General features: G+C 64.4%; 21 protein-coding genes and 1 pseudogene. 10 read left to right on the top strand and 12 right to left on the bottom strand.

Translation table 11 applies throughout. From position 1 onward, the window contains the following. Nucleotides 1-57: 57 nt before the first annotated feature. The 3 genes from O1Q03_RS06190 to O1Q03_RS06180 form a co-directional block, all read right to left on the bottom strand. A complete protein-coding gene (locus O1Q03_RS06190; protein ID WP_269502219.1) occupies nt 58-1,023 on the bottom strand; it encodes a PDR/VanB family oxidoreductase in 966 nt (321 codons plus the stop codon). A gap of 127 nt (nt 1,024-1,150) precedes the next feature. Continuing rightward, complete coding sequence (locus O1Q03_RS06185; RefSeq protein WP_269502218.1) at nt 1,151-2,611, bottom strand: NAD-dependent succinate-semialdehyde dehydrogenase; 1,461 nt, start codon at nt 2,609-2,611, stop codon at nt 1,151-1,153. A gap of 26 nt (nt 2,612-2,637) precedes the next feature. Continuing rightward, nucleotides 2,638-3,786: an aromatic ring-hydroxylating oxygenase subunit alpha gene (locus tag O1Q03_RS06180; RefSeq protein WP_269502217.1), complete on the bottom strand. Its 1,149-nt coding sequence runs from the start codon at nt 3,784-3,786 to the stop codon at nt 2,638-2,640. Nucleotides 3,787-4,168: 382 nt separating this feature from the next. Between O1Q03_RS06180 and O1Q03_RS06175 the strand changes: the two genes are divergently transcribed. Both O1Q03_RS06175 and O1Q03_RS06170 read left to right on the top strand, forming a co-directional pair. Beyond that, nucleotides 4,169-5,614: a purine-cytosine permease family protein gene (locus tag O1Q03_RS06175; RefSeq protein ID WP_269502216.1), complete on the top strand. Its 1,446-nt coding sequence runs from the start codon at nt 4,169-4,171 to the stop codon at nt 5,612-5,614. Nucleotides 5,615-5,723: 109 nt separating this feature from the next. Further along, nucleotides 5,724-6,626 (top strand): LysR substrate-binding domain-containing protein, encoded by a 903-nt coding sequence (locus tag O1Q03_RS06170; protein ID WP_269502215.1) that lies wholly within the window; start codon nt 5,724-5,726, stop codon nt 6,624-6,626. A gap of 372 nt (nt 6,627-6,998) precedes the next feature. On the opposite strand, the gene O1Q03_RS06165 is transcribed toward O1Q03_RS06170, so the two are convergent. Continuing rightward, nucleotides 6,999-8,096 (bottom strand): AraC family transcriptional regulator, encoded by a 1,098-nt coding sequence (locus tag O1Q03_RS06165; RefSeq protein WP_269502214.1) that lies wholly within the window; start codon nt 8,094-8,096, stop codon nt 6,999-7,001. A 255-nt stretch (nt 8,097-8,351) separates the two neighbouring features. Between O1Q03_RS06165 and O1Q03_RS06160 the strand changes: the two genes are divergently transcribed. The 4 genes and pseudogenes from O1Q03_RS06160 to O1Q03_RS06145 form a co-directional block, all read left to right on the top strand. Further along, nucleotides 8,352-9,755, top strand: coding sequence for an APC family permease (locus tag O1Q03_RS06160; protein WP_269502213.1), 1,404 nt, complete (start codon nt 8,352-8,354; stop codon nt 9,753-9,755). Between the two features lie 57 nt (nt 9,756-9,812). Further along, nucleotides 9,813-11,210, top strand: coding sequence for an aspartate aminotransferase family protein (locus O1Q03_RS06155; protein WP_269502211.1), 1,398 nt, complete (start codon nt 9,813-9,815; stop codon nt 11,208-11,210). A gap of 36 nt (nt 11,211-11,246) precedes the next feature. Continuing rightward, nucleotides 11,247-12,671 carry an aldehyde dehydrogenase family protein gene (locus tag O1Q03_RS06150; RefSeq protein WP_269502210.1) on the top strand — a complete coding sequence of 475 codons (1,425 nt, stop codon included), beginning with the start codon at nt 11,247-11,249 and terminating at the stop codon, nt 12,669-12,671. Nucleotides 12,672-12,723: 52 nt separating this feature from the next. Beyond that, nucleotides 12,724-12,907 (top strand): annotated as a pseudogene (locus tag O1Q03_RS06145) (hypothetical protein); the annotation flags it as partial. 66 nt (nt 12,908-12,973) lie between these two features. Here the strand turns inward: O1Q03_RS06145 and O1Q03_RS06140 are convergent. The 8 genes from O1Q03_RS06140 to O1Q03_RS06105 form a co-directional block, all read right to left on the bottom strand. Further along, nucleotides 12,974-13,108: a hypothetical protein gene (locus O1Q03_RS06140; RefSeq protein WP_006750603.1), complete on the bottom strand. Its 135-nt coding sequence runs from the start codon at nt 13,106-13,108 to the stop codon at nt 12,974-12,976. A 304-nt stretch (nt 13,109-13,412) separates the two neighbouring features. Next, complete coding sequence (locus tag O1Q03_RS06135; RefSeq protein WP_269502208.1) at nt 13,413-13,733, bottom strand: hypothetical protein; 321 nt, start codon at nt 13,731-13,733, stop codon at nt 13,413-13,415. A 108-nt stretch (nt 13,734-13,841) separates the two neighbouring features. Next, the gene (locus tag O1Q03_RS06130) at nt 13,842-15,293 is read right to left on the bottom strand and encodes a TolC family protein (protein ID WP_442865754.1); all 1,452 of its coding nucleotides are present in this window, start codon (nt 15,291-15,293) and stop codon (nt 13,842-13,844) included. Further along, nucleotides 15,293-17,491, bottom strand: coding sequence for a peptidase domain-containing ABC transporter (locus O1Q03_RS06125; RefSeq protein ID WP_332112514.1), 2,199 nt, complete (start codon nt 17,489-17,491; stop codon nt 15,293-15,295). Before O1Q03_RS06125 ends, O1Q03_RS06130 begins: the two co-directional genes overlap by 1 nt. Nucleotides 17,492-17,506: 15 nt before the next feature. Continuing rightward, nucleotides 17,507-18,775, bottom strand: a complete 1,269-nt coding sequence (locus tag O1Q03_RS06120; protein WP_269502207.1) for an HlyD family secretion protein — start codon at nt 18,773-18,775, stop codon at nt 17,507-17,509. Between the two features lie 83 nt (nt 18,776-18,858). Further along, complete coding sequence (locus O1Q03_RS06115; RefSeq protein WP_269502206.1) at nt 18,859-19,737, bottom strand: CPBP family intramembrane glutamic endopeptidase; 879 nt, start codon at nt 19,735-19,737, stop codon at nt 18,859-18,861. 95 nt (nt 19,738-19,832) lie between these two features. Further along, the gene (locus O1Q03_RS06110; RefSeq protein ID WP_269502205.1) at nt 19,833-20,336 is read right to left on the bottom strand and encodes a hypothetical protein; all 504 of its coding nucleotides are present in this window, start codon (nt 20,334-20,336) and stop codon (nt 19,833-19,835) included. Between the two features lie 2 nt (nt 20,337-20,338). Then, nucleotides 20,339-20,656, bottom strand: coding sequence for a hypothetical protein (locus O1Q03_RS06105; protein WP_269502204.1), 318 nt, complete (start codon nt 20,654-20,656; stop codon nt 20,339-20,341). 1,135 nt (nt 20,657-21,791) lie between these two features. On the opposite strand from O1Q03_RS06105, the gene O1Q03_RS06095 reads away from it, so the two are divergent. From O1Q03_RS06095 to O1Q03_RS06080, 4 genes are all read left to right on the top strand, one after another. After that, on the top strand, nt 21,792-22,001 hold the full coding sequence (locus tag O1Q03_RS06095; protein WP_269502371.1) for a hypothetical protein: 210 nt from the start codon (nt 21,792-21,794) through the stop codon (nt 21,999-22,001). 98 nt (nt 22,002-22,099) lie between these two features. Then, nucleotides 22,100-22,912: an alpha/beta fold hydrolase gene (locus tag O1Q03_RS06090; RefSeq protein ID WP_269502203.1), complete on the top strand. Its 813-nt coding sequence runs from the start codon at nt 22,100-22,102 to the stop codon at nt 22,910-22,912. Between the two features lie 178 nt (nt 22,913-23,090). Then, a complete protein-coding gene (gene ampC, locus O1Q03_RS06085) occupies nt 23,091-24,260 on the top strand; it encodes a class C beta-lactamase (protein ID WP_269502202.1) in 1,170 nt (389 codons plus the stop codon). Nucleotides 24,261-24,336: 76 nt separating this feature from the next. Further along, on the top strand, nt 24,337-24,645 hold the full coding sequence (locus tag O1Q03_RS06080; protein WP_269502200.1) for a hypothetical protein: 309 nt from the start codon (nt 24,337-24,339) through the stop codon (nt 24,643-24,645). Nucleotides 24,646-25,012 lie beyond the last annotated feature (367 nt).

The raw sequence follows: 25,012 nt of genomic DNA, 5'->3' as shown, positions 1-25,012 counted from the left end.
GCGCGCCGGGGGTTCCCTGTATCCGCCGTAGTTTAACGGATACGCGCGCGGAAAAATTTACAGGTCGATCACGAGCCGCGGCGTGCGTGCGCGCGATACGCACAGCAGGAGGGTCTTTTGCGCGGCCTTTTCGTCGTCGTCGAGGTACTGGTCGCGATGATCGGCCTCGCCTTCGAGGATCGCGACTTCGCAGGTGCCGCACACGCCTTCGCGGCACAGCGATTCGATCTGCACGCCGGCGCGCTCGATCGCCTGCAGGATCGTCGTGTCCTCGGCGACTTCGAGTTCGATCCCCGAGCGTGCGAGCACGACCGTGAACGCGCGGCCGGCCGTGTCGGCGGCCGCGAACTGTTCGGAATGAAGCTGCGCCTTCGGCCAGCCGAGCAGCGCGGCGTTCGCGTCGACGGCATCGTTCAGGCCCTGCGGCCCGCACACGTACACGTGCGCGTCGGCCGGCAGCGACTTGAACAGGCGCAGCAGGTCCAGGCGCTGGCCGAGGCTGTCGACGTACGTGTGCACGTTCGCGGCATGCGGGCCGGCTTGCAGTTCGTCGACGAACGCGCCGTGCTCGGGGCTGCGGTACGCGTAATGCAGTTCGAGCTCGACGTCGCCGCCGGGCGCGTGTTCGGCGAGCTGCGCGAGAAACGGCGTGATGCCGATGCCGCCCGCGATGAACACGTGGCGGCGCGCGCCGCGCGCGAGCTCGAACAGGTTCGCCGGCGAGCCGATCGCGAGCCGCGTGCCGGGCGCGACGTGGTCGTGCATGAACGCCGAGCCGCCGCGCGACGCTTCCTCGCGGCGCACCGCGATCTGGTACTGGCGCGTATCGTGCGGCGAGCCGAGCAGCGAATAGGCGTTGTGGCGCCATTGCTCGCCGTCCTGCATCGACACGAGCACGTGCGCGCCGCCGCTGAAGCGCGGCAGTTCCGCGCCGTCGGGCAGCGCGAGCGTGAAGCGCTTGATCAGCGGGGTGAGGGTCTCGACGGCGACGACGTCGACGGTGATCGATTCACGGGCGTTCATGAGGCTGTCCTTTGCCGGCGGCGCGCGGGGCGACATGCGCGCGGCGCGGCGGGTATCGCTGGGGTCGTTCGTTCGTGGATGAAACGCGGCGCGCACGGGCCGAAGCCCGCCGCGCGCGCGACGGGAATCAGGCGCTCAGGCCGCCCATGCACAGGTATTTGATCGACAGGAAATCGTCGATCCCGTACTTGGAGCCTTCGCGTCCGATGCCGGACTGCTTGACGCCGCCGAACGGCGCCACTTCGTTCGAGATCAGCCCGCTGTTGATGCCGACGATCCCGTATTCGAGCTGCTCGGCGACGCGCCATACGCGGCCGATGTCGCGGCTGTAGAAATACGCGGCGAGCCCGTAGATCGACTCGTTCGCGAGCTGCACGACTTCGTCGTCGGTCGTGAAGCGCACGACCGGCGCGACGGGCCCGAAGATTTCCTCGGTCAGCACGGCCATCCCCGGCTTCGCATCGGCGAGCACGGTGGGCGCGTAGAAGTTGCCGCCGCGTGCATGCGGCGTGCCGCCGACCAGCACGCGCGCGCCGCCGGCCACCGCATCGCGCACGAGGCCATCGACCTTGTCGCGCGCGGCTTCATTGATCAGGGGTCCGATGTTCACGTCGGCATCGAAGCCGTCGCCGACCTTGAACGCCGACACACGCGCGGCGAAGCGGCGGCAGAACTCGTCGTATACGGCGTCGTGCACGAAGAAGCGGTTCGCGCATACGCAGGTCTGGCCCGCATTGCGGTACTTCGACTGCAGCGCGCCTTCGACCGCGCGATCGAGATCGGCATCGTCGAACACGATGAACGGCGCGTTGCCGCCGAGTTCGAGCGACATCTTCTTGACGGTGTCCGAGCACTGCCGCATCAGCAGCCGGCCGACTTCGGTCGAGCCGGTGAACGTGAGCTTCTTCACGAGCGGGCTCGACGTCATTTCCGCGCCGATCTCGCGCGACTTGCCGGTCACGACGTTGACGACGCCGGGCGGAATGCCGGCCTGTTCGGCGAGCGCGGCGAGCGCGAACGCGGACAGCGGCGTCTCGTTGGCCGGCTTGATCACGATCGTGCAGCCGGCGGCGAGCGCCGGCGCGGCCTTGCGCGTGATCATCGCCGCCGGAAAATTCCACGGCGTGATCGCCGCGCACACGCCGACCGGCTCCTTCGTCACGACGAGACGCTGGTCGGGGTTGGGGCTCGGGATCACGTCGCCGTCGATGCGCTTGGCCTGCTCGGCGAACCATTCGACGAACGACGCCGCGTACGCGATTTCGCCGCGCGCTTCGGCAAGCGGCTTGCCCTGCTCACGCGTCATCAGCACCGCGAGATCTTCCTGGCGCGCCATGATCAGCTCGAACCACGTGCGCAGCAGGCGCGCGCGCTCCTTCGCGGTGGTCTTGCGCCAGCTCGCGAACGCGCTGTGCGCGGCGGCGATGGCGGCGCGCGTCTCGGCCGCGCCCATGTTCGGCACGCGCGCGATCAGCTCGCCCGTCGACGGGTTGGTGACGTCGAGCACGGCGCCGTCGTCGGCGCCGCGCCACGCGCCGGCGATGTATGCCTGCTCACGCAGCAGGCCCGGTTGTTCACGGGAGGTCATGTTCGGTGTCGTCCTGGAGCGAAAGGTCAGTCCTGATACTTCTGCGCGAGCAGATGGTGGAAGTGCGCGATGCCGTGTTCGCTGATGCCGCTGCGGCGCGGGTCGACCATGATCCGGCCCTGGCCGCGATAGCCGCGCGACTTCAGCCCCTTCTGCACGCTCTCGACGAGGCGCAGGTCTTCCGGGCGGAACACGTTGCGATACCACTCGATCAAGTTCTTCTGGTAGTCGGTGAGCGCTTCGTTCAGGAAGTAGATGTCGTAGTGCTGCAGCGTGACTTCCGCGCTGACCGGGAATTCATAGATCACGGTCATGAAGTCGGCGCCGGGCGGCACGTTGAACATCGTGCACGGCCATGCCCAGAAGCCCTGGAAGCTCGGGTCCTTGACTGACGGGTCGAGCTTGAACGAGCGCTCGGACGATCGCGCATGGCCGAACTGCACCGTCCAGTTGCCGTGCAGCGTGTGCTCGTACTCGTTGATCTTCACCGAGTCGGAGAAGCCGGGGTGCGCGGGGCCGCAGTGATAGCACTCGAGATAGTTGTCGACGATCGACTTCCAGTTCGCGGGCGTGTCGGACACGAAGCGCGCGGCGAGCTTCAGGTCGTCGATCACCGGGCACGCGGCGCGCAGGCGCGCCTCCATGCCGGGCAGCTGCTCCTCGACGGTGCCGGCGTTCGGGTTCAGGTTGATGAAGATGAAGCCCGCGTATTCCTCGACCTTGACCGGCACGAGGCTCGAATTCTCCTTGTCGAATGCCTGCACGTGATCGCAGTTGTTCGCATGCGCGAGCGCGCCGTCGAGCTTGAACGCCCACGCGTGATACGGGCACGTGATCACGTTCTTCGCCTTGCCGCTGCCTTCGAGCAGCTGGTGGCCGCGGTGCGGGCACACGTTGTAGAACGCGCGCAGCACCTTGTCCTTGCCGCGCACGATCAGGATGTTCTCGCCGATCACTTCGCGCGTCACATATTGATTGGCGTCGGCCAGCTCGCTGCGGTGCGCGACGCAGATCCACGTATCGGCGAAGATCTTCTCTTCCTCGGCCTTGAACACTTCCTGCGACGTGTAATAGGTCTTCGGAATCGTCCACGCGAGTTCCGGGTTCGAGCAGAAATCGGCAGGCAGTTGCGGCAGCGTGGCCTTCTGATGGAATTCGATCGGCAGGTAGGTCATGGCGTCGGGGCGATTAGGTCGCGGTTGCGTTGTTTGTATTAACTGATGGTTACGTTAAAACTAACGGTTAACGAAATATAGGAGATTCACGCCCGGTTTTGGATCAGGGTTATCCCGAGATCGGCAACAACAGGGCCGCCTCGATGGCGGAATTTGTCTGATCGTTGCTCGAAATCGTAAGTCGACGTATTTTGAAGGGGCGTCAATAGGAGAATGCGCTAGTACGGGCACGCCTACGAACTGCGTACCATGGTTAACCGATAGTTCATCGTTAACTGAAGGTAACGTCGCCGGTGTCCGGTGATCCGCCGTGTCGTCGCCGGGCCTGCGCCCGTTGGCGGCGCGGCGCGTGACCGGCGCCGTCCGACGCAATGGAGGAGACATGAGACAGCAAGCAGTGGCCGACGGCATCGCGATGGAGGAGGGCCGCGCCAAATCGCGCATCGAGGCGCGTTCGATCGATTACGTGCCGCTCGCGGAGCGGCGCGGCAAGGCGTGGCATTTGTGGCCCGTCTGGTTTACCGGCGACGCGAACCTCGCGACGATCGCGTGCGGCGCGATCGGCGTCAGCATGGGCGGCAATCTGTTGTGGAGTGCGATCGCGGTGCTGATCGGCAACCTGCTCGGCACGTTCTTCATGGCGTTCCATTCGAGCCAGGGCCCGCAGCTCGGGCTGCCGCAGATGATCCAGTCGCGCCCGCAGTTCGGCTACATGGGCGCGCTGCTGGTTTGGGTCGTCGCGCTCGTCACATACATCGGCTACAACTCGTTCAACCAGCTGATGGCCGGCCAGACCGCGCACCATCTGCTCGGCACGGAGCCGCACGTCAGCTATATCGTGTTCACCGCGATCGCGGTGGGCCTCGCGGTGTTCGGCTACGACCTGATCCACAAGGCGCAGCGCTGGCTCGCGATCGCGTTGCTGATCGCGCTGACCGTATTCAGCGTCGGCATCTGCGTGAAGGTGCCGTTTCCGGCCGAGCAGCTGTCGTTCGCCGGCTTCAAGGCGACGCCGTTCCTCGTGCAGCTGTTCGCGGCCGCCGCGTATCAGCTGTCGTGGTCGATCTACGTGTCGGACTACTCGCGGTATCTGCCGCCGACGACCGGTGTGCGCGCAACCTTCTGGTGGACCTTCATGGGCGCGCTGATCGGTGGCGCATGGATGATGCTGGTCGGCACCGCCGCCGCCGCGCTGAATTCGAAGATCGAGATCGCCGACGCCGTGCAGCGCGCGGGCGACGCGATCCATCCGGGCTTCGGGTCGATCACGCTGCTGCTGTCGCTGCTCGGCCTGCTCGCGATCACGGGGCTGAACTTCTACGGCGCGTCGCTCACGCTGCTGAGCATCACCGATTCGTTCCGGCCGCTGAAGTCGAGCGCCCGCAAGCGGATCGCCAGCCTGCTGATCGTCGCGCTCGTCGCGACCTCGCTCGCGTTCGCCGCGTCCGACGACTTCATGGGCAAGTTCGGCGACTTCCTCGGCATCCTCGGCTACCTGTTCACGCCGTGGACCGCGATCAACCTCGTCGACTTCTTCTTCGTGCGGCACACGCATTACTCGGTGCGCGAGATCTTCAATCCGCGCGGCATCTACGGACGCTGGAACTGGCGCGGCCTCACCGCGTATGCGATCGGCTTCGTCGCGATGATCCCGTTCTTCAAGACCGAGCTGTACACGGGCCCCGTCGCGCGCGCGCTCGGCGGTACCGACATCGCGATGCTGATCGGCCTGCCGGTCGCCGCGCTCGTCTATCTGTGGACGTGCCGCTCGCTCGACACCGAAGCGGAGCGCAAGCTCGTCGAGGCGGCCGATCGCGGGCTGAACTGATCCTGGCCGCACACGAACGATTACGCGGTAAAGCGATGAAGCACACGATCAACGATGCGCGCTCTCCGGCGTGCCGGCATGCGCGGCTCGTGCGAATGGGGGCCGCGCGATGACCGACGCGAGCACGATGCCCGAGCTCGGCGACCTGCGCGTGTTCTGCACCGTCGCGCGCAAGGCCAGCTTCAGCGCGGCGGCCGATGCGCTGGCGATGTCGTCGTCGTACGTGAGCAAGCGCGTCGCGATGCTCGAGACGAGCCTCGGGATCCGCTTGCTGCACCGGTCGACGCGCCGCGTGGCGGTGACGGATGCCGGCGAACGCGTGGTGGCGTGGGCCGAGAAGATCCTCGACGACGTCGAGCATCTGGTCGAGGACGTGTCGACCACGCGCCGCGTGCCGCGCGGCACGCTGCGCGTGTCGAGCAGCTTCGGCTTCGGCCGCAATGTCGTCGCGCCGGCGCTCGCCGGGCTGTCGGATCGCTATCCGCAGCTGAACGTGCGGCTCGAACTGTTCGATCGGCTCGTGGACGTCGCGGCCGAGGGCTTCGACGTCGACGTGCGGATCGGCGACGAGATCGCCGGTCACCTGATCGCGAAGCAGCTCGCGACCAATCATCGCGTGCTGTGCGCGTCGCCGGACTATCTCGCGCGACACGGCGCGCCGAAGCAGGTCGGCGATCTCGCGTCGCATGCATGCCTCGTGATCAAGGAGCGCGACCATCCGTTCGGCGTGTGGCGGCTCGATGCGCGCGGCGAGACGGTGTCGGTGCAGGTGAGCGGGCCGTTGTCCAGCAATCACGGCGAAGTGGCCGTGCAGTGGGCGCTGGCCGGACGCGGGATCGTGCTGCGTTCGATCTGGGACGTGCAGCCGCTGATCGACGCGGGACGCCTGCAGCGCGTGCTGCCGGGCGTCACGCAGCCGGCGAACGTGTGGGCCGTGTATCCGGCGCGGCTCGCGCAATCCGCGAAGGTGCGTGCTTGCGTCAATTTCCTGAACGAGACGCTCGGCGGCTGATGCCGCGCGAGCGTCGCTCAGGTCTTCTTCGGGTAGCTCACTTCCATGCCCGCGCACACATCCCAGCACGCCGCGGTCGCGGCGATCCGCATTGCACGCGATCGACAGGCTCGCCGGTCGCGAGCGCGCTGCCCCATAAATCAGCACACGCCGCCTGGCCGACGACGTTCCAGTCGAGGCCCTTGCAGCTCGACCATTTCAGGCCGTTGATGAAGTACATCATCGTGCCCGGCGTCGCGTAGAACAGCGCGATGTCCGGCTAATGCGGCCGGCCTTGAGCGGCGACGCGACGAGCGCTTCATACTTGCCGTCCGGCATCGTCGATGACGACCGGACACGCGGCCCGGCGCTTATCCCTGCTTCGCGCACCACTCATGCGTCGTCGTCGTCCGCGCCGGCGCGCGGCGTCTTGCCGGTCCAGCGCCGGTACGCATGGCGGAAGCTGCGCGGTTCGCTGTAGCCGAGCCGTTCCGCGATCGCGGCCACGCTCAGCGTCGGCTCGTCGAGGAGCCGGACCGCCTCCTGATGGCGCACGTCGTCGAGCAGCGACTGGAACGTGATGCCGTCCTTGTCGAGCCGCCTGCGCAGCGTGCGCTCGGTCAGGTGCAGCGCGTTCGCGAGCGACGTCATCGACTTGAAGCGCGCGAGGTCGCGCGCCATCAACTCCTTCGCGCGATCGGCGAAGCGCGTGCCGACCGACGCGGCCCATTGACGCTCCAGCGCTTCGCATTGCCCGTGCAGCGCGTTGAAGCTCACTTCGTTCGCGAGCCGCGGGGCCTCCGTGCCGTTCACGCTCGTGAACACGAGCCGGTTTTCGCTCGCATTGAACGTGACCGGGCAGCCGAAGTGACGCGCGTAGTCCGCGCCGTTGCGCGGCGTGCGCCGCGCAAGATGCACCTGCGCGGGCCACGCCGGCTTGCCGACCAGGTCGGACACGATCAGGCGCAGGCTCGACAGGCACATGTCGGTCTGGAACACCTCGAGGTCGGGCTCGCCGTTGTAGCGGTCGATCGTCACGCTCATCCCGTCGGCGTGCGTGTGCAAGCGCACGTCGAAATACAGTCCCATGAACAACGGAAACTGGCTCATGCAGCGGAACGCCTGCATCACGGAGCCGCTGATCAGCATCGCGTAGCCGGCGAGGCCGAGCGTCGATACATGGAGCCGCGCGCCGATCGCGAGCCCGATCGACGGCACGCCGCTCAAGCGCAGCAGGTTGCGGAAGCAACGTTGTTCCTGTTCGCGATTCACGTGCAGGTTCGGCGACGCGACTTCGGCCGCGCCAAGGCCGGTGCCTTCGAGTAGCGCGGCGCCGTCGATGTGCCGGACGCGGCACTCGTCGAGCGCGACCGCGATCGCGTGCACGGTCGCGGGAATGTCCCGCTGGCGTCCGGCCGGACGCGCGAGACCGAGCGCCGAGCGCAGGCTGCGTTCGGCGCGGCTTTGATGTCGATGGGACTGGCTGTCCATGGGGCGGGGGCGGGGGCGACGGGTTCGCGTAGAACATAGCCGGAATGTCGGCGAAACGCCAGCGGTCAGCGCACCTTCACGGCCGGCGAAGGACGACTGCCGTGCGGCCGAAAATATCCCCCGATTACGTCCGCTTTTCTCATTCGTCGACGATTTTTTGGCGCACGACACTCGTTTCCGAATCGCGCCACGCGCAGCCTGCATGGCCGACGAGACGAGTGTTGAAGTCATGGACGACATCCACGCGAGGACCGCATGAGAGACGCCAGCCAGGAGCCGCGCGCGCGCAGCGCCGCGACCAACGATGTACGAGTGGATGTAAGCGCGCACGCGAATCCGCGCGATGGTGCGGGGCCACGCGGCGCGCATGCGCTCGGGCTGTGCGCGCTGGTGATCTTCGGCCTCGCATACATGCTGCCGATGACGGTGTTTACGACCTACGGGATCGTCACGCGCGAGACCAACGGCCATCTGACGATCGCATATGCGGTCACGCTGGTCGCGATGCTGCTGACCGCGCGCAGCTATGGCCACATGGTGCGGCTGATGCCGAGCGCGGGTTCCGCCTATACGTTCGCGAGCCGTAACTTCGGCACGTCGGCGGGCTTCATGGTCGGCTGGGCGCTGCTGATGGACTACCTGTTCATCCCGATGATCAGCTACCTCGCGATCGGGATCTACATGAAGCAACTGTTTCCTGCGGTGCCGGCGAGCGTGTGGATCGTCGCGAGCATCGCGCTGATCACCGGGCTGAACATCGTCGGCATCCGGCTCGTCAATCGCGTGAACCTGATCCTGATCGCGAGCCAGCTGGTGTTCATCGCGGTGTTCGTCGCGGCGGCCGCGCATGTCGCGGCCGGCGAGGGGCTGAGCCCGACGCTCGCGCTGCCGTCGTCGGGCGACGCGCGGGCGATCTTCGCGGGCGCCGCGATCCTGTGCCTGTCGTTCCTCGGCTTCGACGCGGTATCGACGTTGTCGGAGGAAACGCACGAACCGCGCCGCACGGTGCCGCGCGCGATCCTGCTCTGCACGTTCGCGAGCGGCGTGCTGTTCATGCTGATCGCGTATGCGGGGCAAGTCGTGTTTCCCGACTGGCACGCGTTCAAGGATCTCGATTCGGCCAGCCTCGAACTGATGCGGCGCATCGGCGGCGGCACGCTGTCGGCGCTGTTCGTCGCCGTCTATGTGGCCGGTTGCTTCGCGAGCGCGATGGCCGGCCAGGCGAGCGTGACGCGCGTGCTGTTCGCGATGGGCCGCGACCGGGTACTGCCCGAGTGCGTGTTCGGCCATCTGCATGCGCGGCTGCGCACGCCGGTGCGCGCGACGCTCGCGGTCGGCGCCGTATCGCTGTCCGCGCTGTTCATCACGCTCGATCTCGCGTCGACGATGATCAGCTTCGGCGCGCTCGTCGCGTTCGCGGTCGTCAACCTGTGCGTGATGCGTAGCTACCTCGGCCGCCCGGAACACCGCTGCGGCGCGGGCTGGATCAAGTTCGGCGTGGTGCCGGCGCTCGGCTTCGCGATGAACGTCTGGCTGTGGTCGGGCCTGTCGCGCCAGACCTTCTACGTCGGCATCGGCTGGCTCGTGCTCGGGCTCGGCCAGTTGCTGTGGCTCACGCGCGGCTTCACGCGCCCGGCGCCGACGCTGTCGATGAACTGAATGACCGGCGGGCCGCTGCCGCGCGCCGGTATCGAAACCCTGAAGGAGGAGTGACCCATGAACGGCATTGACGTCAATCTCGACGCGGACCTGCAGGCGCTCGGCAAGCGCCATCTGCTGATGCACTTCACGCACGCCGATGCGTATCGCGAGCAGGCGCTGACGGTGTTCGACCGCGGCGAAGGCTGCTGGCTCGTGGACCGCAACGGCAAGCGCTATTTCGACGGACTGGCGGGGCTGTACTGCGTGCAGGTCGGTTACAGCCACGGCGCGGAGATCGGCGACGCGATCCGCGAGCAGATGGGGCGGCTGCCGTTCGCGACCAATTGGGGCTACGGGCACGAGCCGGCGATCCGGCTCGCGCACAAGCTCGCGGCGCTCGCGCCGGACGGCCTGAACCGCGTGTTCTTCACGTCGAGCGGTTCCGAGTCGAACGAGTCGGCGATCAAGCTGGTGCGCCAGTATCACCAGGCGCGCGGCGAACCGCAGCGGCGCAAGTTCATCGCGCGGCGCGTCGCGTATCACGGCACGTCGTTCGGCGCGCTCGCGCTGAACGGGATGACCAACTTCCGCAAGCATTTCGAGCCGCTGATGGCAGGCGTGCGGCACGTGAGCAACACGAAGCGCTACGGGCGGCCGGAAGGCGAGACGGAAGCCCAGTTCACGCGTCATCTGCTCGACGAGATCGAAGCGCTGATCGTCCAGGAAGGGCCGGACACCGTCGCCGCGATCGTCGTCGAGCCGCTGCAGAACGCGGGCGGGAGCCTGACGCCGCCGGCCGGTTATGCGGAAGGGTTGCGCGCGCTGTGCGACCGGCACGGCGTGCTGCTCGTCGCCGACGAAGTGATCTGCGGGTTCGGCCGGCTCGGCGAATATTTCGGGTCGACGCGTTACGGGCTGAAGCCGGATCTCATCACGTTCGCGAAGGGGATCGCGTCCGGCTACGTGCCGCTCGGCGGCGTGATCGCGAGCGACACGGTGGTCGATACCGTGCTCGCCGGCCCGCAGCAGATGTTCCTGCACGGCGCGACTTACGGCGGCCATCCGGTCGCCTGCACGGCCGCGCTCGCGAACCTCGCGATCATGGAGCGTGAAGGCGTGCTCGCGCATGTCCGCGCCAACGAAGCGGTGTTCCGCCAGACGCTCGACGGCCTGCTGGAATTGCCGTGCGTCGGCGACGTGCGCGGCGACGGCTACCACTACTCGCTCGAACTCGTGACCGACAAGGCCGCGCGCCGCTGGGCGGCCGGCATCAGCGCGCAGACGTTCGTGTCGACGCTGCTCGCGCCCGCGATCTTCGACGCGGGGCTGCTGTGTCGTGCGGGCGTCGACCACGAAGGCACGCCGATCGTGCAGTTCTCGCCGCCGCTCGTGATGTCGCGCGACGAGATCGTGTGGTTCGTCGCGAAGATTCGCGACATCCTCGCCGATACCTACGCCCGTGCGACGCGCTGAGCGCGGCACCGGCATCCGTCATATCAGGAGCATTCGATGCGAACCTCACACCAGAGCTATATCGCCGGGCAGTGGCTCGACCCGGCCGATGCGCGCGCGATCGACGTGATCGACCCGGCCACCGCGAAGCCGTATGCACGGCTCGCGATCGGCGGGCCGGCCGACGTCGATCATGCGGTCGGCGCGGCGAAGCAGGCGTTCGACGCGTATTCGCGCTGGACGGTCGACGCGCGCGTCGCGCTGCTGCAGCGCGTGCTGGAAATTTACCTGCGGCGTTACGACGAAGTCGCGCGCACGATCAGCCAGGAAATGGGCGCGCCGATCGCGTTCGCACGCGCGATGCAGGCCGCAGTCGGCACCGCGCATCTCGAACAGACGATCCGCGCGCTGCAATCGTTCCGGTTCAGCACGCAGACCGACTCGCTGCTGGTGTCGCACGAGCCGATCGGCGTGTGCGCGCTGATCACGCCGTGGAACTGGCCGATCAACCAGATCGTGTGCAAGGTCGCGCCGGCGCTCGCGGCAGGCTGCACGATGGTGCTCAAGCCGAGCGAGATCGCACCGTTCAGCGCGATCCTGTTCGCGGAGATCCTGCACGAGGCCGGCGTGCCGCCGGGCGTGTTCAACCTCGTGCACGGTTACGGGCATGAAGTCGGCGATGCGCTGTCGCGGCATCCGGACGTCGACATGGTGTCGTTTACCGGGTCGACGCGCGCCGGGATCGAGGTCGCGAAGGCCGCCGCCGATACCGTGAAGCGCGTGCATCAGGAGCTCGGCAGCAAGAGCCCGAACCTGATCCTGCCCGATGCCGACCTCGACGATGCGGTCGCGCGCGGTGCGCGCAGTTGCTTCAGCAACAGCGGGCAGTCGTGCAACGCGCCGACGCGGATGTTCGTGCATGTCGACCAGCTGGCCGCGGCCGAGGCGGCGGCACGCAACGAGGCGGCGCGCACCGTGGTCGGCGATCCGCGTTCGCCGGAAACCGTTATCGGACCGGTCGTCAGCCGCACGCAGTTCGACCGTATCCAGCAGCTGATCCAGTGCGGCATCGACGAAGGCGCGACGCTCGTCGCGGGCGGGCTGGGTCGGCCCGACGGGCTCGGCGATGGCTTCTACGTGAAGCCGACGGTGTTCTCGAACGTCACGCCGGGCATGACGATCGCGCGCGAGGAGATCTTCGGGCCGGTGCTGTCGATCCTGACCTACCGCACCGAGGACGAGGCGATCGCGCTCGCGAACGACTCGGTCTACGGGCTGGCGGCCTACGTACAGACGAAGGATCCCGAACGTGCGCGCCGGGTCGCGGCGCGGTTGCGGGTCGGCAACGTGCACATCAACTATCCCGCGTGGAATCCGGCCGCGCCGTTTGGCGGCTACAAGCGTTCGGGCAACGGGCGCGAGTATGCGGAGTTCGGGCTCGTCGAATATCTGGAGACGAAGGGCACGACGGGGTACGCCTGAGCGATGCGCCGCTTCATCGATTTACCTCAGTGATTGCGGGGCGTTCGACGATGCGGCTGCGCTCGTCGAGTGCGACAGTCGCGGCGTGAGCGGGCTGCGCGACGGGCTGTTCCGCTACGAGCGGCGTGTGCGGCCCGTGTACCCCGCTAGACGCCGTCGACCGGTGGGACGGTGCGCGCATGCGCCGGAACGGCAGGCGCTTCGTTCCGGTTCGTGCGTGTGCCGGCCCGTGGTGACGATTGGGGCGTGTGCGGTCGTGAGTAGCCGACGCGAGTCGATCGACCGGCGTGCCGCCGTTGCCGTTACGGACGCAGCAAGTCGAACCCGCCGAACACGACCACGCCGCTGAGCGCGATCATCGCGACCGAGTGCTGGCCGAAATAGAGAATCGCGGCGGCGAGCCACGTCGTCAGGCAGAAGGCGCCGATGCGGGCCATCGTGAGTACCTCGAGATGCGTGATGAAGGGTGTGCGCGGCGCGGCCCGCGCTTCGTCGCGTCGACGCGAGCGCAACGCACGCGACGTGCCGGCGCTGGACGACTAGGCGTGTGTGCTGGACCGGGCGCGCGCCGATACGGGCGTGCCGCGCGGCGCTGCGGAGAGCAGCCGGCGTGTTGCGCCGGCAGACCAGCCCGCGATTTTACCAGCGCGAGCGGTGCGTCAATCTGGCCCCTTCCCGAATTTCGGTGTCGCTAAAGTTTCGTCGGATGAATGCCGTAAACGGATTGGAAGGCACGCCCGATTAACCGATACGCGTCGCGGACTCGCGACGGACCGACACGATGCAGATCAATCTCTCTTCAGCCGCGCAGACCCCGCTGACCACGGGCGCTGCATCCGCGAGCCTGTCCGGCGCGACGGCGGTAGCGGCTTCGACTTCGACTTCGACTTCTACCTCGGCTTCCACCTCGACGGCTTCGACCTCGGCGTCCTTGCCGACGAGCGGCGCCGCGTCGTCGGGCGCCGCGGGCAAGACGCCGGGCGCGCCGGCATCGCCGGCGGCGGACCCCGCGGTTGCGCATCGACCAATCGTGCCCGTTGCAGCGTCGGCAGTCGCGGCCACGCGATGTGCTGCTTCCCCCAAGTTTGAACAGGCAATCGTGCCGGTGATAAGGTTTTATCTTGCCCTCTTGACTCGCTGGTCCCTTTTCCACGACTCCTATGCCACCTATTACGGACTACGCCACATACCAAGCTTGCCGAGACTCTCCGCAAGCTTGAGGCGTGCGGTGCGCCATTTTGAGACAGCTAGCACTCGCTGCTTCTGCGCATCGGTCTGCGCAGTCAGAGCGTTAAGCAGTTCGGTGAAGGTGCCGACGCCCGCCGTGTAGCGGCCACGTGCGATATCGAACGAGCGCTGAGCATCCTTGAGCAGATCCTTCGAGTTACTAAGGTTTTCCGTGTCGGTTTTCAGGCTTTGGTAACTCTTCCATACGTTGAGCGATACCTGCAGTTCGGTGTTCTGCACCTCTGCTTCCGTTGCGTCGACTTGTGCCCGAGCCTGTGCGACACGGTAGCCAGATGCGAAGCCTTCAAACAGTGGAATCGTTACCTGAATGCCAATCGTGCTGCCACGGCTGGAACTCAGCGGCGGTGAGCCAAGTGAGACAGGTTGTTGCTGGTATGACGGATTATTTTGCGTCAAGCTACCGATCAGCGAGATAGTGGGACGCTTCTGGGCGCGTACAGCGTCGACATTCGCCCGCGCGGCCGCGAGTTTCGCCCGGGCCTCAATCAACTTGGGTTGCCGCGCCTTGGCCTCATCGATAAGCTGATCGACCCCTTGCGCAAACTCGGTCCTATCCGCGGTGGACTCGGACGCGGCGATACGCACGGGCGTGTTCGCGTCGAGCCCCATCGCAGTAGCAAGCGTGCCAACCGCCATGTGCATTCCGCCTTCCGCGCTCACCCGATCAAGCACCGCGCGGCGGTAGCTCGTCTGCGCCTGCAACTGGTCGCTCAGTGTTCCGGCTCCGGCATCATGCTTCGCGCTGGCCTCTGCAAGACTTTCCTTCGCAATGGTTTCCGACTGCCGCGCTGCTTCAACGGATGCCCGCGCATCAAGCACAGCGTAATAGGACTGCGCAGCATTGAAAAACACAGTTTGCAGGGTACCGTCCTGCGAGGCATTCGCGGCGGCAAGAAGCTGGCGCGCCTGACGTAGGGCGGCGCTGCGCTTGCCGAAATCGAACAGCACCCAGCTCAGATTCAACATGCCGTATTTGCTGGACGAGTTTTGTGAATTTGTGATATCGCTTATACCGTATGCGCTGCCGTCATAGGTCGTCCGCAGCGTGTCACGCCCGTACCCACCCGTTGCATTCAACGTGGGCAGATAAGCGGCCTCGCTGACCCCGACCGCCGCGGCCTGCGCACGCGCGTTCGCCCATGCCTGCCGGGTCTGTGGATTTGCGCAGATCGCTTGCAAGATCGCATCCTCCAGTTCGATTGGACGATCGACCACTTCCGCCACACATGATGCGTTTTTCAACATAGGCGCAGCCGGGATTTCCGAGATAAGATTTTGCGTACGATAGATATCGAGCAACTGCCCGTCCGCAGGCTGCGCAGTGAGCAACATGGCCGCGCAAGCGGTGGAGAAAGAGATGCGGACCGTTGGCATTACTGTTCGGTCGCGCGCTCGGAGGCGAGCGTGCCGGCCGGCGGAGCGACCTCCGGCGCAATATCGTTTGGCAGGCATCCCGATGTCGCCTGATCGAGAACGATCTTGCCACCCTTGAGCACGATCACACGTGAAGCTGAAGCAATGGTCTCCGGCCGGTGCGCGACAATCAAGCGTGTCATTTTTAGCGCACTGACGGCGGCATTCACCTGCTGTTCGCGCTGCAGGTCGAGATGGCTGGTCGCTTCGTCGAGCACCAGGATCTTCGGGCGCTTGTAGAGCGCCCGTGCTAGCAGCACACGCTGCTTCTGCCCGCCCGACAGTACCGTCCCCATGTCGCCGACTAACGTGTTGTAGCCCATCGGCATCTCGATAATATCCGCGTGCACGGCTGCGAGCTCTGCGCATTCGGCCACCCAGCGGAGATCTACTTGCGGATCAAAGAAACTGATGTTGTCGGCGATTGAGCCGGCAAACAGCACGTCGTCTTGCAGTACGGTGCCGACGAGCGCACGCAGCCGGTCGAGCCCGAGTTTTTCAACGTCGACGCCACCGACGCGGATCGTGCCGCCCGTTGGCATCAGCACGCCGAGCAGTACGTTGATCAACGTGGTCTTGCCACACCCGGACGGACCAACAATCGCCACCGATTCTCCCGGTTCGATCTTGAGCGACACGCCGGCGAGCACGAGCGGTTCGCCGGCGACGTAGCGGAACACGAGCTGCTCGCATTCGATGCTGGCGACCAGATTGTCACTTTCGCCGGGTACCTGGCGCAGGCTGGCGTCGGGTTCGGCTTGCGCGAACACGATGTCGGCCAGGCGCTCACCTTGCAACTGCAGCATCTTGACCTCGAAGAACTTGTCGATCAGACTGCCGACCCGACTGTCGAACTGCCCCTTGTACGCATTGAACGCCATCAGCACACCGACAGTGAACTGGCCATCCATCACAAAACGTGCGCCGAGCCAGATGATCACCAGGCCCTCGAGGCCAAACAATAGTCCGTTCAGTTGCTGGTAGAACAGTTGCAGTTTCTGCGCGTGCAGGCCTGCATTGATTTGCTCGACCAGCAGCGTGAGCCAGCCTGAACGGCGTTCGTTCTGCCGGTTGAACAGCTTGATCGTCTTTACGCCGCGCACAGTTTCGAGGAAGTGACTCTGCTGCTTGGCGGTGTGGATGATCTGCTCTTCAGTGGCCTGCCGAAGCGGCAGATACCAGAGCGCGCGCAGCAGCGCGTAGAGCAGCATCGTGCCAAGCGCGATCAGCCCCAGCTTCCAGTTGTAGATGAACATCATCGCGAGCGTAACGATGGTCATTAGCCCATCGATCACCGCGCTCAGGAACGATGCTGTGAGCGTATGCTGGATCGTGTCGACCGCACCGAAGCGCGACACGACGTCACCCTGGTGACGGCGTTCGAAATACTGCACCGGCAGACTCAGCAGATGCGTGAATACGTTTGCGCGCCACTGTACGTTGAGCGTCGTTCCGAAGTACATCATCGCCCACGCGCGAATAGCGCTGGTCGCCTGTTCCATTAGCAACAACAGCCCGAAGCCGAGTGCGAGCACCGTCAGAAGATCTCGGTCCGCGCTGACGATCGCCTCATCGATTACCCATTGAAGGAAGAATGGCGAGGCCAGCGCAAATACTTCCAGCGCAAGCGCCAACAGCAGGATCTGTCCGATTGAATGAGACAACCCGGTCACTGGCCCGAGCAACGCGCGAAGCTTGACGGAGGGCGTCGCCTCACGTGGCTTGAAGCTGCTCGCGGGCCACAGTTCCAGCGCGACGCCGGTGAACGCGCGGGACAACTCATCAAGCGATAGCTTACGGACACCCTGAGCCGGATCGTGGATCGTCACGGTCTTGCCGTTTACTTCGCGCAACACGACAAAGTGATTGAAGTTCCAGTGCAGAATGCACGGCGCGCGCAACTGGCCAAAATGGCCGAGATCAAGCTTGAGCGCTCGGGTACCAAGATTCAGGCGCTGCGCAACTTCGATGACGCGATCGAGGCCTGTTCCCTTCAGGGACACGGGAAACTGTCTGCGCAGTGTCGCGAGATCGATATGGTGGCCATGATAGCCCGCGACCATCGCAAGGCATGCGAGGCCGCACTCGGTAGCTTCCGTCTGCAGGGTTATCGGAAGCTTGCTGCCGATACCAAATGAAAGGCGATCAAGAAAGGGCATGAGTAAGGCATCGCGTCAGAGTTTGCCGGTCAGGCTGTAAAGAGGTTCGAGTACCCATTCGTATAGGCGGCGGCGTTCCTGCAGGATGTCCGCCTGCAGCACCATGCCGGCCTGCAGTGGTTGCGGCTTGCCGTAGGCGAGCACGTGCTGCGATTTCAGTGCGACGGTGATCCGGTAGAAGGTGCCATCGCTGCGGGTCGGGCCACCACTCGTCGCGAGTTCCGCGGACGACAGCGCGGTGCGGGCAATCGACACGACGTTCGCTGCATACTGGCCGAATTTTTGGTACGGATAGGCTTGATAGCGGATCAGCACCGGATCACCCACGCGGATAAAGCCAACCGCGGTGCTGGGCACGAACAGGTATGCTTGCCACCGAGCGCCTGTTGGCACGACGCTCGCGAGCGGATGCGAGGTGTCGACCATCTGTCCCGGCTCGGCAATTACGGCGGTGGCAGTGCCGGTTTCCGGGGCCGTGATGACCAGTTCACGCTTCGCCTCGCTCTCAATCAGGCTCTGGTCGACATCGATCACGCTGCGCTCGATCTGCGACAGCTGGTTCTGCTGCTTGAGCGACAGGCCTGTAAGATCGTTGGAAGCCTCTTTCAGCAACTGAGCAAAACTGGCACGGTCGCGTTCGAGACTGTGGAGTTTGGAGCGCTGGTCAAGCAGTTCGGCTTCACGTTGCTGGGCCTGGTCCTTGGAGATGTAGTCCTTCGAGAGCAGACTTGCGTAGCGCGCTGACGCGTCGGCTGCGAGCGAGGTACGGATACGCTGGACGGCGAGTTGGTCATCGACGCCGGCGAGCTGAGTGCGCAGGCTAGCGATCTTGGTCAGCAGTGTGTCGCGTTCGTCGTTCTGCAACTGCCGGGTCTTGCCCAATTCCTGCTGTAGCGACGCTTTGCGCTGATGTGCCTGACCGATGAGGGCGGCTTGTGTATCGCCTGCGACCGCACTCTGCAGGTCGGTCGAAACAGTGTAGAGCACCTGGTCACGCTTCACGCTTTGGCCTTCGACGACTTTCCTCCTCAATACGATGCCTGGCTGTTTCGCGTAGAGCTTCACGAGGCCACTGTCGGGTGTCAAAACGCCCTCGACGGCAGTGCGCCTCGTATAGCTGCCAAATACGAAGAACAGAATCACGATGGCTGCCATGCCGAGGGCGATAGCCGTCAGAAAAATGAACGACACGGGGCGGATCAAGACGATTTCGCCCAAGCGCGACGTGCGTTGTGCTTCCGTGGCCTCGGAGCGAAAGAGCGAATCTGCAGATGCGGTTCTCAAGCAAGCGTTCCGAGAGGAGAAGCGTGGTTACGGGGAATGTACTGGGGCATTGATTCAATGCCGAGGGTGTCGACCAGTTTCAATTATGAATTCCGCTGGCGATTGCGGCGCAATGGAATCATTGCAAATGTCACGGAAGCAGCAAGCGCATACAAAATGAACAACGACCACTCCGATCCAGCGGGGGCGGTTATATTCAAATAGCCTCCATAAAAGACATCTGTCGCAAAAAATGCGCCTACATTGTTGGAAAAATGGAAACCAATCGGCATTTCCAAGCCGTCGCTAACGAGGCAGAGTGCGGCCATCCACATCGAAGCGGCGAGCATTGTCGAGGCGAAGACAACGCCATTTCCCGGATGAAGAGAAACAAACAGGATGGATGTGATGGTCGCCGAGGCGAACTTGTTTTTGGCAATGGCAAATACCGACTGCATGACAAATCCACGCGTAGTGATTTCTTCGATCGCACTTTGAAAAATCAACACGACGACATAAGTTACACAATATGTTGCAAACACAGGTGTGACTGCGAAGTCCGGCCACCGCACAGCTGGCGTTCCAATCCTCCCTCCAGCCACCAACAAAACAAGCAGATCGATTGCTCTTGCAACGAGAAAAGCGATCACCCCGAGACCCAACAATTTCAAGTTGAATTTTCTCGAGAATAAAACAAAGGTTCTTATTTTTCTACGCAGAACGAATTTTGCAACGAGAAACATTCCGAGCCATAGGAGTGTTGTTGTTGAGCACAAAAATATTAATTTCAAAACATATCCGGATGCATTGGGATCGAGTCTCGTCGAAATGCTCGATTCCACCGAATAATATACGAGATTGCCGACCAGCCAGGCCGAAATCAAGAGAAGAAGTGCTCCCGCAGCATACTTCCACCCACTTCTTCCAAGATGGGCTGCGGCTATGAATTCCGTATCCGATCGCGACGTCAATTGGGTGTTCATGTTAGTTCCATAACGCTACTTCTGACATGCCGACACCTGACGCTTACGTTAGGCGTCGGCATGCCTCAGACGATCCTCTTTAAAATATCAATGAGTCAATGCTTTCCGCCAGCCCCGCCACGAATATTCTGAATCGTTGAGCCAATCGGATGACTATTGTTGTAAATATAGCCGCCCCATGCGCCAACTGCGCCGGCGCCGCTTGCAGGCATTGGACCATTGGCAGGTGGCCGCGGAAAATCAGGCACCGATGTCACCGGGCCTCGAAATTCGGGCCCCATAACCTCCATCGGCCCCTTCCCGGCCGCGCCACACACCATCGCAATCTCACTTTCCGTGAGATCTTGGAAAGTACCGCAGGACGTGGCGAGATGATCAAATTTGTTTGACATTCGTTTGTGTTCCTTAATAACGGTTCGATCAGTTTCTTTGGTGAAAGTCTTCCATGAGAGCGCTCTCACGCTTGCACTACTTGGTTCGACGACGCCTCCAGGGTGCGGACAGGGAGTTTCGGAGTTCACGCCCGAAACACCTAGGCCAGCACCATGAAAGAACTGCATCGCCGAGGTCACTGTGCCACAAATGAGAATGATTGTCATTATCAAATGCAGGTGGTGGATGCTGTTTTGCAGAGATTTGGCGCGCGTTCATCCTGCAGGGAGCCTCGCACCCGCGGCGTCGGCATGCCGTTTGCAATGGCCGATAATGGGTTGGGCAGCAGGGAATCGTGAGCATCTGGTGCGACGCAATGTGATAAACGCGCGAGATGCAGTTTCGGCAGTGGCAAAGCAACGTGCTTACCGGTGCGCTCGCTCGGCTGAAGCAGCGCGATCTCGAGCGGTGCCAACGGGATGCCGAGCGTGCGGCGCTGGTGGTGCCAATTGCCTAACGGACGGCATCCGATGACGACCGTGTGCATCGCGTCCAGAAACGCAATCCGCGCACCGCGCCGATCACCGGCCGAATGAACTTATCAGTCCAGCGTCGCTCTGCTACCGACCATGGTCACGGACACCCATCCACGATGCGGCCGAAATCGACGTCGCGATCTCGAACATCCAGCCAGAGTACGCGTGTGGGACAGAAGCAATGAAGAGACGACATGGCACACGTTTTCACGCATACCGAGTGCGATCGTGCGCCAGGCGTTCCAGGTTTGATCAAGTGCGTGAATAAAATGGCGCCGCAACCAGTCTTCGGGATCGCCGAGGCCGGTGGGTGCTAGATGAACGGGCATGAAGGCCAGTCATTCAAGCAAACCGAACGGCGGATAGTGTTTTGGACAACCCACGAGAGTTCGAATACTGAATCGTCGCTCCCAGGAAAGGCGCGAGCCGAGTAAGGCGATCGACAGCGGTGATGTGCTACCGTCGAACAACAGCAATCCGTGATAAGTCGAATGACGGTCCGAATCGATTTCTAACCGGACAGGCCCGATCGAACGTGCCAAGCGGCGGATCCGATTTCGTCGGAGTCTCTTGTAGACAGCGTATAGCCTCATGCATGTGGCGTCGACATGCGGCCATTGGGCTGCCCAACGCGTCGACTGGTCCCCCGAAGCGATTGGGCCCACCGCAAGTTCCGATGTGACCTCGGGCATTGGGTCGACCGTAGGCTGTCCGGGAGGACGATGGAGGTATCGGGGTAATGAGCTTGCCGTCTGGGTCCGACAAGGGCCGTCGCACATCTTGGGCGCCCTTTCCTGTCGTGCCGGGAAGGTGATGCGACAGCGTACTGTCAACAGTGCCGAAAAATCGTTCGATATAGGGACGCTCGTTGGGTTCCGCGTAGGGGCCTGCGTCGATGTGACCGCCGTCGGGATAGCTTCGGACTCCAGGCATGGAATTGGTGCAGCCATTTTGATCGCTGGATGGCCACCGGCTGATAGGCAAAGCGCTGTGCGGGATCGTCCGGACAGGAATCGTCCACCCCCGTCTCCTTGCAAAGTCACGACTTTACTTCTCGACATCAACAAGATCGAAGTTTAGTTCGCCTTTGCGGAACGTAAAGTCAGACACACGAACTGGTCCCCTCACAGAATGATGGGGTTTTCTTTGGGACCAGATGTTACGACTTTACTTTGTGGGACGAATGCCGGGCAGCATGCGAAGCACGATCCGGCCGCCGCGATCGAGCAGCAGTCGCTGAGCGCGGAAGCCAGTTCGATCTCAGCCGCGCTGTCCGTGGCGATCGCGCAGCTCACGCAGGCGATCGAGCAGACGGGCGGCTCGACGTCCGGCAACCTGGTGTCGACGCAGGCCTGACGGCGGGCCACCGCCGCGCCACAGGTGCAGGCGCGGGATGCGCGCGCAACGCGCATTACAATCGGAAGCGCGTCTCTTCCCCACAGGACGGCAGAACGATGAATGCGGAATCCACCGACGACGATCTCGTCCGTTTCGACACGCAAGGCGGCACGCCGCTGCCGCCGGCCGACACCGAAGCATGGCTCGACCATGATGGCGCGCGCATCTGGCATGCGTCGTTCGGCCAGGGCCCGCCGGTCGTGCTGCTGCACGGCGGGCTCGGCCACGGCGGCAACTGGGGCAACCAGGTGCCGGCGCTGCTCGCGGCCGGCTATCGCGCGATCGTGATCGACAGCCGCGGCCACGGCCGCAGCACGCGCGACGACCAACCCTATTCCTATGACCGCATGGCGTCGGACGTGCTCGCGGTGCTCGACGCGCTGCGCATCGGCCGCGCACGTTTCGTCGGCTGGAGCGACGGTGCGTGCATCGCACTCGTGCTGGCCGCCCGCGCGCCGGACCGTGCGGCCGGCGTGTTCTTCTTCGCGTGCAACATGGACCCGGGCGGCACGAAGGAGATGGTGCCGAGCCCGCTGATCGACCGCTGCTTCGCGCGGCACCGGAAGGACTACGCGCGACTGTCCGCGACGCCCGAGCGGTTCGATGCATTCGTCGCAGCAGTCAGCGAAATGATGCGCACGCAACCGGATTACAGCGCGGCCGATCTCGCGGCGATCGCCGTGCCGGTCGCGATCGTGCAGGGCGAGCACGACGAATTCATCCGTGTCGAGCATGCGGCGTATCTTGCGCGCACGATTCCGGGCGCGACGCTGACGATCCTGCCGGGCGTCAGCCATTTTGCGCCGCTGCAGCGGCCCGCGCTGTTCAACGCCGCGATGCTCGCCTTTCTCGATCGCTTGCCGGACTGATGTTCGGCAAGCCGGTTCACGCTGCATAAGATTTTCTTTATGCTCGCGCAAAAATTCATCGATTGTTGGCGCGCGGCCGGCAGCGGATAGTCCTGCTTCGCCGGGCCCGCCGCCATTGCCGCGCGGTGCATCGGGCCCGGCGCCCCGGCAAACCACCGACATCGAAGGAACCGCAACCATGCGATTCGACGCGATACGCATCGTCGCGACGCTGCTCGTCGCCGCGTGCGCCGCCGCCACGGCCGGCCGCGCGGCGGCCGCCACGCAGGACGAGATTCACGACACCGTGACGCGCAACGTCGCGCCGCTGATGCAGCAGTACGCGATTCCCGGCATGGCGATCGGCATCGTCGCCGACGGCAAGCCGTACGTGTTCGACTACGGCGTGATGTCGACGCAAACCGGCAAGCCCGTAACCGGCGACAAGCTGTTCGAGATCGGCTCGGTCAGCAAGACGCTGACCGCGACGCTCGCGTCCGACGCGCACGAGCGCGGCGAGCTGTCGCTGTCGCACCCGGCCGGCAAGTACCTGCCCGCGCTGCGGGGCAAGCCGTTCGGCGGCGTGACGCTGCTCGAGCTCGGCACGCACACGCCGGGCGGTATGCCGCTGCAGGTGCCCGACAGCGTGCGCGACGATGCGAGCCTGATGCGCTATCTCGACGCGTGGCGGCCCGCGTCCATGCCGGGCACGCGCCGCACGTATTCGAACGTTGCGATCGGGATGCTCGGGCGGCTCACCGCGAACGCGATGAACCGCGATTTCTCCGTGCTGATGGAGCAGCAACTGTTCCCCGCGCTCGGGATGACGCATACGTATATCGACGTGCCCGCCGCGCGCCGGGCCGATTATGCGCAGGGCTATACGCAGGACGGCAAGCCGATCCGGATGACGGGCGGCATGCTGTGGCAGCCGGCGTACGGCGTGAGGACGACGGCGGCCGACCTGTTGCGCTTCGTGCAGGCGAACATGGGGCTCGTCGAGACGACGCCGCGGCTGCAGCGCGCGCTCGAGCGCACGCACACCGGCTATTTCCATGCGGGGCCGCTGACGCAGGACCTGATCTGGGAACAGTATCCGTATCCGGTCGCGCTGCCCACGCTGCTCGACGGCAACGCGCCGGCGATGCTGTTCAACGCGACGCCCGCGACCGAACTCGAGCCGCCGCTGGCGCCGCGCCAGGACGTGTGGATCAACAAGACGGGTTCGACCAGCGGCTTCAGTACGTATGTCGCGTTCGTGCCCGCGAAGCGCGTCGCGATCGTGATGCTCGCGAACCGCAGCTTCCCGATCGCGGATCGCGTGAAGACGGCATACCGGATCGTCGAATCCGTGACCGGCAAGCCGTAGCGCTCGTCATGCTATCGCCGTCGCACGCGGTCACCGGGCGCTGAGCAACCTGCTTGCGCCGCCGCCCCGTCGCAGCGTGCCGCACGACACGCCGACGCACATCCACCGCCATTACCACGCGATGATCGTCGCGCGCATCGCGCACCTGTGCGTCGATGCGCTGCGCGTTCCCGAACGCGAGCGGCTGCTCGAATTCGACGCGCACGCGCTGCGCATGTGGTTCGCGGTGCCGCGCATGGATGGCGGGTTCAGCGATGCGCTGCACGCGGACGGCGATGCAACGACGCTCGTGTCGGCAAGCGGGAGCCGGGTGGCCGACGGGTCGCGGCACCGGCACGCGATCACGATGAACGGGTGCACGCTGGTCGAAGCGGGGTTCGGCTGACCGCCAAGCGAATCGCCGCGCAGCAAAGCATCAGGGTAATTTCCGACTATTTGCGCGGCATTTGCATAACGCATTGCGCTAAATTCGTACCGGTCGTCGCGCGGGCATGTCGGCCTTGACTGGCCGCCACGATGAAAGCGACGACGCCGACGTGGCGGCACCGATGACCTCAACAGGGCGACGGAAGACGATCGGTGCCATGCCGTGCCGATCGATACCGGATGCGCGCAAGCGCGTCCCCATGCCCGTGCCGATCCACGTCACATGATTTGAACAACTGATTATTCAGCGATGGCGCGATCACGATCACCTGCCCGATACGTTGCGCCACGCGGTGCGTTCGATCGAATCCGCGCCGATCCCGCCT

The sequence above is a fragment of the Burkholderia sp. IMCC1007 genome (assembly GCF_027257875.1).
Taxonomy (GTDB): domain Bacteria; phylum Pseudomonadota; class Gammaproteobacteria; order Burkholderiales; family Burkholderiaceae; genus Burkholderia.
This window is presented reverse-complemented; position numbering and strand designations above follow the sequence as displayed.

Bases quoted from the DNA above. Each gene is read 5' to 3' on its own strand.
- O1Q03_RS06190 (WP_269502219.1), bottom strand. From the start codon at position 1,023: ATGAACGCCCGTGAATCGATCACCGTCGACGTCGTCGCCGTCGAGACC.
- O1Q03_RS06185 (WP_269502218.1), bottom strand. From the start codon at position 2,611: ATGACCTCCCGTGAACAACCGGGCCTGCTGCGTGAGCAGGCATACATC.
- O1Q03_RS06180 (WP_269502217.1), bottom strand. From the start codon at position 3,786: ATGACCTACCTGCCGATCGAATTCCATCAGAAGGCCACGCTGCCGCAA.
- O1Q03_RS06175 (WP_269502216.1), top strand. From the start codon at position 4,169: ATGAGACAGCAAGCAGTGGCCGACGGCATCGCGATGGAGGAGGGCCGC.
- O1Q03_RS06170 (WP_269502215.1), top strand. From the start codon at position 5,724: ATGACCGACGCGAGCACGATGCCCGAGCTCGGCGACCTGCGCGTGTTC.
- O1Q03_RS06165 (WP_269502214.1), bottom strand. From the start codon at position 8,096: ATGGACAGCCAGTCCCATCGACATCAAAGCCGCGCCGAACGCAGCCTG.
- O1Q03_RS06160 (WP_269502213.1), top strand. From the start codon at position 8,352: ATGAGAGACGCCAGCCAGGAGCCGCGCGCGCGCAGCGCCGCGACCAAC.
- O1Q03_RS06155 (WP_269502211.1), top strand. From the start codon at position 9,813: ATGAACGGCATTGACGTCAATCTCGACGCGGACCTGCAGGCGCTCGGC.
- O1Q03_RS06150 (WP_269502210.1), top strand. From the start codon at position 11,247: ATGCGAACCTCACACCAGAGCTATATCGCCGGGCAGTGGCTCGACCCG.
- O1Q03_RS06140 (WP_006750603.1), bottom strand. From the start codon at position 13,108: ATGGCCCGCATCGGCGCCTTCTGCCTGACGACGTGGCTCGCCGCCGCG.
- O1Q03_RS06130 (WP_442865754.1), bottom strand. From the start codon at position 15,293: ATGCCAACGGTCCGCATCTCTTTCTCCACCGCTTGCGCGGCCATGTTG.
- O1Q03_RS06125 (WP_332112514.1), bottom strand. From the start codon at position 17,491: ATGCCCTTTCTTGATCGCCTTTCATTTGGTATCGGCAGCAAGCTTCCG.
- O1Q03_RS06115 (WP_269502206.1), bottom strand. From the start codon at position 19,737: ATGAACACCCAATTGACGTCGCGATCGGATACGGAATTCATAGCCGCA.
- O1Q03_RS06110 (WP_269502205.1), bottom strand. From the start codon at position 20,336: ATGACAATCATTCTCATTTGTGGCACAGTGACCTCGGCGATGCAGTTC.
- O1Q03_RS06105 (WP_269502204.1), bottom strand. From the start codon at position 20,656: ATGCACACGGTCGTCATCGGATGCCGTCCGTTAGGCAATTGGCACCAC.
- O1Q03_RS06090 (WP_269502203.1), top strand. From the start codon at position 22,100: ATGAATGCGGAATCCACCGACGACGATCTCGTCCGTTTCGACACGCAA.
- ampC (WP_269502202.1), top strand. From the start codon at position 23,091: ATGCGATTCGACGCGATACGCATCGTCGCGACGCTGCTCGTCGCCGCG.